Source organism: Phytoactinopolyspora halotolerans (assembly GCF_010550675.1).
GTDB classification, from domain to species: Bacteria; Actinomycetota; Actinomycetes; order Jiangellales; family Jiangellaceae; genus Phytoactinopolyspora; species Phytoactinopolyspora halotolerans.
The window spans coordinates 1-11,529 of the sequence record NZ_JAAGOA010000044.1; the positions used below are offsets into that span (position 1 = coordinate 1).

10 protein-coding genes and 2 pseudogenes are annotated in these 11,529 nt (G+C 66.4%); 7 read left to right on the forward strand and 5 right to left on the reverse strand.

What is annotated here, in order from left to right; all coding sequences use genetic code 11:
- The first annotated feature begins 218 nt into the window (after positions 1-218).
- The 4 genes from G1H10_RS31830 to G1H10_RS31845 all read left to right on the forward strand — a co-directional run bounded on the left by G1H10_RS31830 (position 219) and on the right by G1H10_RS31845 (position 5,573).
- Entirely contained in the window at positions 219-1,544 is a 1,326-nt protein-coding gene (locus G1H10_RS31830; protein WP_163745312.1) for an ABC transporter substrate-binding protein, read from the forward strand.
- A 61-nt stretch (positions 1,545-1,605) separates the two neighbouring features.
- Positions 1,606-2,517 (forward strand): carbohydrate ABC transporter permease, encoded by a 912-nt coding sequence (locus tag G1H10_RS34320; RefSeq protein WP_216853867.1) that lies wholly within the window; start codon positions 1,606-1,608, stop codon positions 2,515-2,517.
- 3 nt (positions 2,518-2,520) lie between these two features.
- Positions 2,521-3,432 carry a carbohydrate ABC transporter permease gene (locus G1H10_RS31840; protein WP_163745313.1) on the forward strand — a complete coding sequence of 304 codons (912 nt, stop codon included), beginning with the start codon at positions 2,521-2,523 and terminating at the stop codon, positions 3,430-3,432.
- A gap of 35 nt (positions 3,433-3,467) precedes the next feature.
- A complete protein-coding gene (locus tag G1H10_RS31845) occupies positions 3,468-5,573 on the forward strand; it encodes a glycoside hydrolase family 2 protein (protein ID WP_163745314.1) in 2,106 nt (701 codons plus the stop codon).
- Positions 5,574-5,609: 36 nt separating this feature from the next.
- Here the strand turns inward: G1H10_RS31845 and G1H10_RS31850 are convergent, their stop codons facing one another.
- The 5 genes and pseudogenes from G1H10_RS31850 to G1H10_RS31865 form a co-directional block, all read right to left on the reverse strand.
- Positions 5,610-6,119 carry a hypothetical protein gene (locus G1H10_RS31850; protein ID WP_163745315.1) on the reverse strand — a complete coding sequence of 170 codons (510 nt, stop codon included), beginning with the start codon at positions 6,117-6,119 and terminating at the stop codon, positions 5,610-5,612.
- Positions 6,120-6,134: 15 nt separating this feature from the next.
- Positions 6,135-6,323 (reverse strand): annotated as a pseudogene (locus G1H10_RS35240) (lipoyl synthase); the annotation flags it as partial.
- Between the two features lie 166 nt (positions 6,324-6,489).
- A complete protein-coding gene (locus G1H10_RS31855) occupies positions 6,490-6,834 on the reverse strand; it encodes a helix-turn-helix domain-containing protein (protein WP_163745316.1) in 345 nt (114 codons plus the stop codon).
- Positions 6,831-7,190: a hypothetical protein gene (locus tag G1H10_RS31860; protein WP_163745317.1), complete on the reverse strand. Its 360-nt coding sequence runs from the start codon at positions 7,188-7,190 to the stop codon at positions 6,831-6,833. The genes G1H10_RS31855 and G1H10_RS31860 overlap by 4 nt, the downstream gene beginning before the upstream one ends.
- Before the next feature lie 110 nt (positions 7,191-7,300).
- Positions 7,301-7,996, reverse strand: a complete 696-nt coding sequence (locus G1H10_RS31865) for an ArsR/SmtB family transcription factor (protein WP_163745318.1) — start codon at positions 7,994-7,996, stop codon at positions 7,301-7,303.
- Positions 7,997-8,088: 92 nt separating this feature from the next.
- Between G1H10_RS31865 and G1H10_RS31870 the strand changes: the two genes are divergently transcribed.
- From G1H10_RS31870 to G1H10_RS31880, 3 genes and pseudogenes are all read left to right on the forward strand, one after another.
- Positions 8,089-9,465 carry an MBL fold metallo-hydrolase gene (locus G1H10_RS31870; RefSeq protein ID WP_163745319.1) on the forward strand — a complete coding sequence of 459 codons (1,377 nt, stop codon included), beginning with the start codon at positions 8,089-8,091 and terminating at the stop codon, positions 9,463-9,465.
- Positions 9,462-10,718: an MFS transporter gene (locus G1H10_RS31875; RefSeq protein WP_163745320.1), complete on the forward strand. Its 1,257-nt coding sequence runs from the start codon at positions 9,462-9,464 to the stop codon at positions 10,716-10,718. The genes G1H10_RS31870 and G1H10_RS31875 overlap by 4 nt, the downstream gene beginning before the upstream one ends.
- Positions 10,719-11,052: 334 nt before the next feature.
- A pseudogene (locus G1H10_RS31880) lies at positions 11,053-11,529 on the forward strand (hypothetical protein); the annotation flags it as partial.

An 11,529-nucleotide genomic window follows, 5' to 3' on the forward strand; every position in this document is an offset into this window, starting at 1 on the left:
GCGGAACTGACCTGACCAAGGGCACAACGGGACGAACAACCAACCGGGAAACCGGCAACTGATCGACCCTGGGCCCTAACGTCAGACATCATTTCCTCTCCAGTTCCCGACCCGACTCGTCGAAGTGATCACAGTCTAGCGTTTGCATCGTGGCAAAAGTGCGCTACAGTCTTTGCCACGTTGCAAATCCGCTGTTCGGCTCGTCACAAAGGAGTGTCATGAAGCGCTACATCTTGGGCGCCGGCGCGGTCGTGTTCGTGCTGACCGCCTGTGGCCCCGACGTCGCCTCGGACTCCGGCGACGGCGCCCTGTCCGCGCCGGATGCCGACTCGCCGTCCGGTGAGATCACCATCTGGGATCGTTCCGGAGACCTGTACGACGTCTTCGACGCCGCGATCGACGAGTTCAACCACAAGTACCCGGACATCGTCGTGCACCACGAGGCCGTCGACATCGATGCCAAGCTCTCCAACACGCTGATCACCGGCGCGGACGTGCCCGACGGTGTGTTCCTCGACGACGCCAAGGTGGCCGGCTTCGCCGAGCACCTGCACGACCTATCCGGAGTGCTGGAGCCGTACCTGGACGACATCGCCGGACAGAAGATCGACGTCAACACTGTGGACGGACAGATCTACGGAGTGCCATGGGACCTGAACCCGGGGCTGCTCTTCTACCGCGCGGACATCCTCGACCAGCTGGGGATCGACCCGTCGTCGATCGAGACCTACGACGACCTCTACGACGCCGCCCAACAGGTGAAGGATGCGAACCCGGACGCGGCGCCGATCCACCTGGAGCAGGACGCGTTCCTCAGCCAGCTCTGGCTGGAGATGTTCGCCAGCCAGCTCGGCACCAGCCTCGCGGACGAGAACGGCGAGCTGCGCCTCGACTCGCCCGAGTACCGGCAGGTCCTGGAGTGGCTGGACCAGGTGAACAAGGCTGGGCTCGGCGCTCGCGGCGAGTACCTCGGACCGGCGGACCTGGCCACACTGGAGAACGGCGAGCAGGTGTTCGTCCCATGGGCCATCTGGTGGGATTTCGCGCCGCAGCAGCTGCTCCCCGAGACCAGCGGGAAGTGGCGAGCGATGCCGCTGCCCGCATGGGACGAGGGCGGCGCCCGCAGCGGCGCGATGGGCGGATCCAGCTTCGTCATCCCGAACGACGCCGAGAACGCCGAGCTGGCCTGGTTGTTCTACGAGTTCCTCGTCTTCGACTCCGTCGGCTATGAGGCTGTCTACGGCCCGAACGACGTCTACCCGGGCGGGCTGAACACGTCGGTGCCCAGCTACGCGCCGGCCGCGGACCCGGACCGGCCGCTGTTCGAGCCGCTCGACGCGCTCGGCGGACAGGACCTGTGGCCGGTGGCGATCGAGGCCGGCAACGAGATCCCCGGCGGTACCCCCATCCCGCGATGGTGGGCCGGAGCGGTGGAGTACCTCGGCAACAACCTGCAGCGGATGTTCGACGGCGATCTCACACCGGACGAGGTGATCCGGCGCTCTACCGAGGAGATCCAGACCAACCTGGTGGATCGCCAGTAGTGGCCGCGACCAGGCACACGTCAGGGGAAAGCTCGTGACCGTGACCACCAGGGAACCGACGGTGACGACCCGTGTTGCGCGAATGCGCCGGCCGTACGGGAGAAACCGGCGGGCGCTGCGCAGCCGCCGGCTGGCTCCGTATGCGTTCGTGTTGCCGTTTGTGGTGCTCTTCCTCGGATTCAGCGTGTATCCGCTGGTGTACACGTTCCGGCTGAGCTTCACCAGCTGGAGCGGTTCGGGCGCGGCGCGGTGGGTGGGCTGGGACAACTACACCTACCTGCTGACCAACGCGGGCTTCTGGTCCTCGCTGGCGAACTCTGCCGTGCTGTGGCTGCTCATCGTGCCGGCGCAGCTGGTGGTCGCGCTGCTGGCGGCGGTGTTGCTGAACAACGCGAAGCTGCGCATGCGTGGGTTCTACCGGACCACCGCGCTGGTGCCGTTCGTGACGCCGCTGGTGGCGATGGCCCAGGTGTGGATCGTCGTGTTCGACACCGAGTACGGCGCGGTGAACGGTGCGCTCAACCTGTTCGGCCTGCCGGACGTCGACTGGCTGACATCGACCACCTGGGCCAAACCGACGCTGGCCTTGCTCTTCGTCTGGAAGACGACGGGGTTCGCGGTCGTCATCCTGTTGTCCGGCCTGCAGTCCATTCCGGCCAGCGTGTACGAGGCAGCCGAACTCGACGGGGCTTCGCGCACCCGGCAGCTGGTGAGCATCACGGTGCCGCTGGTGCGGCGGGTGATCATGTTCCTCGTCGTCATGCAGACCCTCGCGGTCTTCCAGATGTTCGCCGAGCCGTTCGTGGTCACCGACGGCGGTCCGTACGGCTCCACCACCACGGCCGGCCTGTTCCTCTACAACCACATCAGCCGGTCCGACCTGGGCACCGGTGCGGCGAACTCGTTCCTCCTGGTGGTGCTCGTGATGGCGTTGTCCCTGCTCTTCGTCCGGTTGCTACGGGAGCGTGAGTAGTCCATGAGCGTTGTCTCGACCGGCGCCGCACCGAGGCGGTCCCACTCGGCCCGGACTTCCGGCCGGCCAAGGCGTCGGCGGGGGAGTGCGGCGTCGCACGCGTTCCTCGTCCTGCTGACCGTCGCGTTTCTCGCTCCGGTGCTGTGGGCGGTGCTGTCCTCCTTGAAGCCGCCCGCGTCGATCATCACCGACCCACTGGAGTTCGACCCGAGCACGTTCAGCCTGGACAACTATCGGGCGATGTTCGACGACGTGCCGATCGCGTCCGGCTTCGCGACAACGGCGGTCGTCCTGGTGGTCAAGGGCGCGATCACGCTCTTCTTCGCGCCGCTCGCCGGCTTCGCCTTCGCGAAGTATCGGTTCGTGGGGAAGAACCTGATCTTCGGCGCGGTGCTGCTGACCCTGATGTTGCCGACGATCGTCCTGATCGTGCCGCTGTTATTGCAGATGAAGGAGCTCGGCTGGGTCAACACGTATCAGGCGCTCATCCTGCCCGGCTCGGTCGACGCGTTCGCGATCTTCTGGATGCGGCAGGTGATCGCGAGCGTGCCGGACGAACTGCTCGATGCCGCCCGGGTGGACGGCTGCGGCGAGTTCCGTATCTTCGTGCGGATCGTGGTTCCAGTGATCCGGCCCGGGCTGGCCGGGCTCGCCGTGCTGACGGTCATGAACATCTACAACGACTTCGTCTGGCCTGTGGTGGTGACCACCCAGGAGTCGATGCAGACGCTCCAGGTTGTGCTGGCCACGCTGGCACAGAACATCACAGGCAACCGGATCGGCGCGGACTTCGCCACCGTCTGGGGTGAGCTCCTCGCGGCCAGCTCGATCGCGTTGATCCCGCTGCTCGTGATCTTCATCCTGCTTCAGCGACATTTCATCAACGGCATCCTCGCCGGCAGCGTCAAGGGCTGACGCGCACGTCCTCTGCAGAAAGGCACCTCACACCCATGCATCAGCATCCCTCGACCCTGCCGGCGCCACGGCCGGATTGCCCGCGCCCGGAGTATCCGCGCCCGGATCGCGAGCGCCCCTCGGCCGGCTGGTTGAACCTCAACGGCAGCTGGGAGTTCCTGCCGGACGAGTCCAGCCGGTGGGCGGCGCCGGATGACCTCCCGAGCGGCACCTGGCCGGACACCATCCTGGTGCCGTTCGCCTGGGAGACCACCGCGTCTGGGGTGGAGCGTCCCTGGCTGGAGACCGCCTGGTACCGAACTGTCGTCGACATCCCGGGTGAGTGGTCGGGCCGGCACGTCTTCCTGTGTTTCGGCGCCGTGCATCACGAGGCGTCGATCTGGGTGAACGGCCGGCCGGTGGGCGAGCACGTCGGCGGATATGTGCCGTTCGAACTCAATCTCGGTGACGCCGGTGACCTCGGCCCGCGCGCCGAGGTGGTGATCCGGGTCCATGCTCCGGCCGACAAGCGGTCCATCCCGCATGGCAAGCAGCGTTCCATTCCCCGCGACGACTACGACGGCGTGAGTTTCACCCCGAGCTCCGGCATCTGGCAGACAGTCTGGCTGGAAGCCCGGCCGGCGACGTACGTCGAACGGATCGATCTTCGTGGCGACTCGCTGACCGGAATCGACGCGACCGTGGTGGCGGCAGGGCCGTGCGCGGCCGGAGCCCAGGTGACGATCCGGATCGATGGCGACGCACCGGTCGAGCCGGTGCGGACGCGGATCGGCGACGACGGCGCGGCGCGGGTGTTCCTACCGGTGACCGAGCCGCGGCTGTGGAGCCCGGCCAACCCTTACCTGTACCGGGTCACCACCGAGCTTGACTCGTCGGACGGAACGGACGTCGTGACGTCGTACACCGGATTACGCCGGGTGACGACGGATGGCGAGCGGCTGTTCCTCAACGACGAGCCGCTGTACGTCCGCGGCGTGCTCGACCAGGGGTACTGGCCTGCCACCGGGATCACCGCACCGTCCTCCGAGGCGCTCCATGACGATCTCCGATTGGCCGCAGCCGCCGGCTTCAACCTGGTACGCAAGCATCTCAAGCTCGAGGATCCACTCTGGCTGCACGGTGCGGATCGGATGGGCATCCTCGTGTGGGCTGAACCCGCGTGCACCAGCCGGTTCACCCCCGACGGCGTCGCCGCGTTCGAGGAGCAGATCGCGCCGATGGTGCATCGGGACGGGAACCACCCCTCCATCATCATCTGGGGCCTTTACAACGAGGAATGGGGTTTGGACTGGGAGGTCCCCGGCGACATACAGAAGAAGGACGCGCTGCGACGTGCCTACGATCTGCTCGCCGATCTCGACCGGACCCGGCCGATCGTCGACAACTCGGGGTGGACCCACGTCAAGACCGACCTCGTCGACTGGCACTACTACGACGAGTCGCCGTCGTCGTGGGCGCATACGCTCGCAGAGCTGGCGGCCGACCGCGAGACCTTCCCGGTGCGGCTGGGTCCTGACCATGTCGAGCACAAGGCGATCTATGCGGACGACGGCGTGCCTCGCACCGGTGTGCCTTACCTCAACGGAGAGTATGGCGGCGGCTTCACCAGCCTGGAACGCGGCTGGCACCTGCGCTGGCAGACTCAGGAGCTGCGACGTCACGCTCGGGTCTGCGGGTACGTCTACACCGAGCTGACGGACGTCGAGCATGAGACCGCAGGGCTGTACTACGCGGACCGCACCCGCAAGGATCTAGGCGGATTCGACCCGGCCATCGTGCACGCACCGACCACGCTGATCTTCGACGTCGAACCGATCGCGGCCGGCACCGACCTGGCGCCCGGCACGGATGAGTTCGACGTTCCCGTCCGAATCTCGCATCACGGCCCGTCGTCGTTGCGGACCGTCGTGAAGGCGGCATGGACGTCTGCGGGCGCACCGTGGCTCGGCGACGAGGCGAAGGTCGAGGCTGAGGCGGGCCCGGTCGCCGTCGAGCCCTTCGTCGTCAGTGAGCCGGTCACCATCCGCACCGCGTTGCCCGAGGGTTGGGCGGCCGGCCGACTGTGGTGCTGGACCGGCGACGATCCAACCGACGCGGCCGCCGTCGGTTTCCTCGACGTCGGCTTCGTCGAGCACCGCTGAGCGGCTGTCGTGTCACCGTTCATGGCTCGCACGCCTTCACGAGCCTTGGGCTAGAGCGTGCCAGTAGGCCGCGAAGTGGCTGGTTTGGCGCACGATCCTGTCGGGCTCGCTAGGCGCCGGCCACAACTGCAAGAGGTAACTGTCGGGTCCGAGGTCTCTGTGCGACACCTGATCGAAGTGTTTCGCGGCATCCATGGAGTCCGCACTGTAGCGCGCACGGTGCGTGCCGACGGCGGGCACGTCCACGCTGCAGTGGTACTCGAAGCTTGCGAGTACGAGATCTCGTTGAGGGACGTCGAAGGAGACCTCGACGACGTCCTCCCACGACGAGTCAAGCGATGGCTCGGTAGGGTGCCATTCGGCCATGAGCGATACCTGCCCGGTATGCAGCCCGGTGATCAACACCAACTGGTGAGGCGTGGCGGCGCCGCACAATCCGTTGCTCTGTCCACGTCTAGCTTCGTCGTGTTTCGGATATTCCCCCATCCTCGTCAAATAGATGAATCGGTAGTGGACAGGGATCAGACCACTGAACAACTCGATCACGGTGACATTCTCTCGCTACCGGCGCGCCGCAGCGTCTGCGTAGAGGCTCCTCGCGCGGTAGGACGACCTCACCCAGGGGCCGGACATCGCCCCGGCGAAACCCATCTCGAGCGCGGCTTCGCGAAGCTCAACGAACTACTGCGGACGCGTCCACCGCACCACGGGGTAGTGCCGCAGCGCGGGACGCAGATACTGCGTGGTGGTAGCGGACCGCTCCGAGCTCAGCTATGTCAACGCTAGCCATATGTCCATTGGAGCAGCCGTCGGCCGTGGTCAACGCCGTGATCGCTGCCTTGAGCAACTGAGCAGGGGAGAATCGGGGAGCGGGTTCGCGGTGACGACGGGAGAGCTCACATCGTGGGCTCTCCCGTCACAGGTTCACCTCGCCGTGGTCACCGGTAGGTTCCGCGGCGAGCAGTACGACGTAGATCGGCTGGTGGCAGTATGGACACTCCGATGATTGAACCGCCTTTCTCTCACGGTCAGCGTCGGGCAAGAGATCGGTGATGTCCACGTCATACACCCGAGCCAGTTGTAGGAGCCGTTCGATGCTCGGTGAACGGTCGGCTCGCTCGTAGGATCCGAGCACCGTGTACTTGACGTCGCCACCGGTACGGCGTTCGACCTCTTGGAGCGTCAGCTGTCTGAATTGGCGCGTCGCCCGCAGTTTGGCGCCGAGCCGCGCACGGAAATCGTCGTTGAGACGACCACTCACGCAGCCGCCAATCCGGTGACACCGATGCTGTCGATCAGCTCCCGTAACTCCCGGGGATCGATGTCGCGTTCATCCATGCCTTCCCTGAGCAACATCAGCACCCAGGAATCACCCAGGCGGCCTATCTCGCGAGGCCCGTCGTCGTCGCCGTCATGGAATCCGAGCACGAACCAGCCGTGGGCTTCGAGCCAGCGTTCGGCGTCTAACCAGGCCGAATCCCACAGTGCGCTGTAGTCGTCGTAGTCTTCGTAGTTCGGCTCGATGGCCTCCACGAACAAGCCCACATTGCCGCTGAAATGTGCCACATGCGGACCGAATTCCCGGCGATGCATGCCGATTGGCTGGTTGGTCATCATCTTCAGTGCCCCCTCCTGCCAACGCTGATCTTTGTTGCAAGGTAAATGGGGACGAAGCGAAGCGCGAGTGTCCGTTATCGAACTGGTACTGATCGTTCATTGAGTGAAACTCACAACCATCGCTGCGGCGGGCTGGGATCTCCGGTGTGCACGGGTAGGTCCGCCAGCCGCCACTCCAACATGCCGTCGTGTAGGCGCAGCGCCCGCCGTCCGCGATCGGCGAGCATCCGGACCGCGTCGTAGGCCAGCACGCAGTACTCGCCGCGGCAATACACGATGGTCTCGGTGTCCGAAGGTAGCTCACTGATCCGATCAGCCAGCTGGTCGACCGGGATCGAGACAGCGCCGGGGATGTGTCCGGCCCGGTACTCTTCCGCCGGGCGCACGTCGAGGACGACGACGTCGCCGGCCTGGATGCGAGCGTGCAACTCCTCCTGAGTGACCTCGGTTGCTCCGTCGTCCCCGAGGTAGGCCTCCCGGGCGGCGGGGACGGCCGCTTGGTGGTTCTCGGCGACCTTGCGCAGGAGGGCGAACAGGCGGGCGACGTCGTCGCCGGCCAGCCGGTAATACACCCGCACTCCGTCGCGGCGGGTGCGGACGAGTCCCGCCTGTTTGAGTGTCTGCAGATGCGCCGACGTTGTGGTGAGGTTCAATCTCGCCGCCGTGGCCAGTGCCTCGACGGTGCGCTCGCCCTGCGCGATCAGATCGAGTAGTTCCAGGCGTTTTCCGCTGGCCAGGGCCTTGCCCGTGGCTGCGAACGTCTCATACAGGTGCGTCTTCGAACCTACCGTCGTGGCATCAGTCATGGCATCCTCCATAAATCTATGGAATATTGTATCTCAGGACGCGAGTTGCGATGACACGACGTTCGAAACACACCGGACCTTGAGGGAGCGCCATGGGTTTCGCCGACGATCATCTGATTGCGCTGGTCGATGAGGGCCTGGGTAACAGCGCCTACCTGGTCGACCTCGGCGACGGCCGGGCCCTGGCGGTGGACGTCAGCCGTGACCTGCGCGCCGTGCACGAGGTGGCACGTTCGCGCGGCCTGACCGTCGCTTACGCAGCGGATACGCATCTGCATGCCGACTTCCTCTCCGGCGCCGTCCAACTCGGCCATGACCAGGGCACAACCGTGCTGGCTTCGGTCGCCGGGCATCGTGCGTTCCCGCATCGTGGCCTGGCCGACGGTGACGAGGTCGACCTGGGCGGGCTGACACTGCGGGCGCTGGCTACGCCTGGCCACACTGATGAGCATCTGTCCTTCTTGCTCCTCGACGGCCGCCGCGAGCTGGGTGTGTTCACCGGTGGCTCCCTGATCGTGAACTCTGCCGCGCGCACCGACCTGCTCGGGGCGGAACGGACCGAGGAACTGGCTCGTGCACAGTACCGCTCCTTGAACCGGCTGACCACGTTGCCGGACGCGACGGCGGTATGGCCGACGCATGGCGCGGGCTCGTTCTGCTCGGCGCCGCCCGGTGCCGAGCGCACGACGACGATCGGGGCGCAGAAGCTTCACAATCCGTTGCTGGCCGCCCCGGACCAGGACACGTTCGTGCAGCAGTTGACCGGCAGCCTCGGCTCCTATCCCGATTATTTCGATCGCCTCACCGAGGTCAATCGGCGCGGCCCCGAGATCCTGACCGCCAGTCCTGTGTTGGCAACACTCGACTCGGGTCAGGTGAAAGCCCTGCTCGCCGATGGAGGCCACGTCGTCGATGTCCGCCCGGCGGCCGAGTACGCCGCCGGCCATATCCCGGGTGCCGTGTCCATCCCACTGCGCGGCCAGTTCGCCACCTGGCTTGGCTGGCTGTTGCCGGACAGTGTGCCGCTCGTCGTCGTCGCCGATGACGATCAGGACCTCGGCGAGATCGTCTGGCAGGCGTACAAGATCGGCTACGAGCGGCTGGCCGGGCGGCTCAGCGGCGGTATGGACGCCTGGATTGCGGACGGGCATGCGCAGGCCACCACCGCGTTCGTCGCCGCTGACCAGGCCCCGGCCGGACCGTACGTCGATGTGCGTCAGAACTCGGAATACGTTGCCGGCCACGTGCCGGGCGCCATCCACATCGAACTGGGTGACGTGGCTGAACGCGTCGACGACGTGCCGGCCGGCTCGATCGTCGCGTGCGGCCATGGTGAGCGCGCCATGACCGCGGCGAGTCTCCTCGAACGCGCAGGCCACGGCGACCTTGCCGTGCTGAAGGGAGGGCCGGGGGAGTTCGGCGCCGCGCATGGTGTGCGTCTGGAGAGCGGCGAAGGCAGTAGCGCGTGAGCCGTGATCGCCAGGAGGGCCTCGCCGACCGCCCCGTACGTCTCGGCCTGCGGGAGAACTGGCTGCAGTTCAGCCTGCTCGTCGTCGTCAACATCGCCGTGGGTGGCCTGGTCGGCCTGGAGCGGACGACCGTTCCCCTGATCGGCAGCGACGTGTTCGGTCTGACCAGCGACCTGGCCGTCTTCTCCTTCATCATCGCCTTCGGTCTCACCAAGGCGTTGACCAACCTGGCCGCCGGTGCGCTCACGGCCCGCTTCCGCCGCAAGGAGTTGCTGATCGCGGGCTGGCTCATCGGCGTGCCCGTCCCGTTCGTCTTGGCGTGGTCGCCGTCCTGGACATGGATCGTCGCCGCGAACGTGCTGCTCGGTGTCAATCAGGGCCTGACTTGGTCGATGACGGTCAACATGAAGATCGACCTGGTCGGCCCTGCTCGGCGCGGCCTGGCCACCGGCTTGAATGAGGCCGCCGGCTATGTCGCCGTCGGTGCCACCGCGTTGCTCACCGGTTATCTCGCCACGGCCTACGGGCTGCGACCCGTACCCGAGCTGATCGGCGCGGTTTTCGTCGTCGGCGGACTCGCGCTTTCGGTGGTTGTCCGAGACACGGGCGGGCACGTCGCCGTTGAACTCGCGCAGCACCGCACGTCCGCCGGATCAGGACGGTCTGACGGGTTCGCCGCGACGTTCGCCCGCACGTCTTGGCGCAACCGGTCGCTGCGCGGCGCCAGTCAGGCGGGCCTGGTGAACAATCTGAACGACGGCCTCACGTGGGGTGTCTTTCCGCTGCTGTTCACCGACCACGGCCTGGGCCTCGCCGCCGTCGGCTTGATCAAAGGGCTGTACCCGCTGCTGTGGGGCGTCGGGCAGATTCCCACCGGGCATCTCGCCGACCGTATCGGTCGCAAACCTCTGATCGTCGGCGGCATGTTCGTCCAGGCCGTCGGGTTCGTACTTGCCTTGGCGCTGCTGGCCGACCCGTTGTTGGCCGGTGTCCTCTCCGCGGTGGCGCTCGGTATCGGTACCGCGATGGTGTACCCGGCTCTGATCGCTTCCATCTCCGATCACGCACACCCCGCCTGGCGGGCCAACGCCCTCGGTACGTACCGCTTCTGGCGCGACATCGGCTATGCAGTGGGTGCGCTCGTCGCAGGCATCCTCGCCGACACCCTGGGGTTGAATGCGACCGTCATCGCTGCGGCTGTCCTGACGGCCGGGTCCGGCCTGCTCGCCGCCCGCTGGATCACCGATCACTGAGCCCTGTGAGCCCGCGTCGTCGCGCCGGTCGGTGTACCGGGGCGATGGCGTCCACGATCGGGACGATGGCTCAGGGTATGCGATTGAGCTGCTGGCGATCAGCGGGCTGACAACACGCGTGCGGGTGTGTGCTTGCTTTGTCTAGCGCCTGATCCGTGTTTTCTCACCCAGTCGGGCACCTCGAACCCTGATTCGCCTAGATCGCGCTTATACGGCGGAGCATGATGGCTGATGGCCCTTCTATGTGCCATCAGTATCCGTGTAACCCCGGCTTCTGCCGTTAGCTTAATTATGTGTGTGGATTCTATGAAGAAGATCATCTAAACTGGTACGCATGTTCGACTCCAGTCATCACAGCAGCCCCGATGGCTCCGGCGAGGCTACCGGAGCCGGGTCCGCCTCGCGCGCATCCGGCAGCGCCGACGGGTTCGCGGGCACGGCCGCGGAAACCTCCGGCCAGAGCGACCGTGGCCGGGGCGACCGGGGCCGCCGGGGCGGCCGCGGCCAGGGTGACGGCGGCGACGCCCGGGATGAGCACGGCGCCGATCACGGCGGTTCCGGCCAGGGCGGCGATCACGGCGATGCCGAGGATGCGGACCTGGCCGGTGGTGGTGGTGGGCATCCGGTGTTCGAGGTGCTCGACGCCTTGGATGCCGGGTTCGCCCAGGGTCGTGAGGTGGATGCGGCGGCGCTGAACGACGATGATCTGGCGGTGGCGATCCGGCGGGTGCATGCGGTGGCGGCTCGGCAGGCGGAGTTGTTCACCCGGCTGGTCGCCGAGTCCGACACGCGGGATCTGGGCCGGCGGATG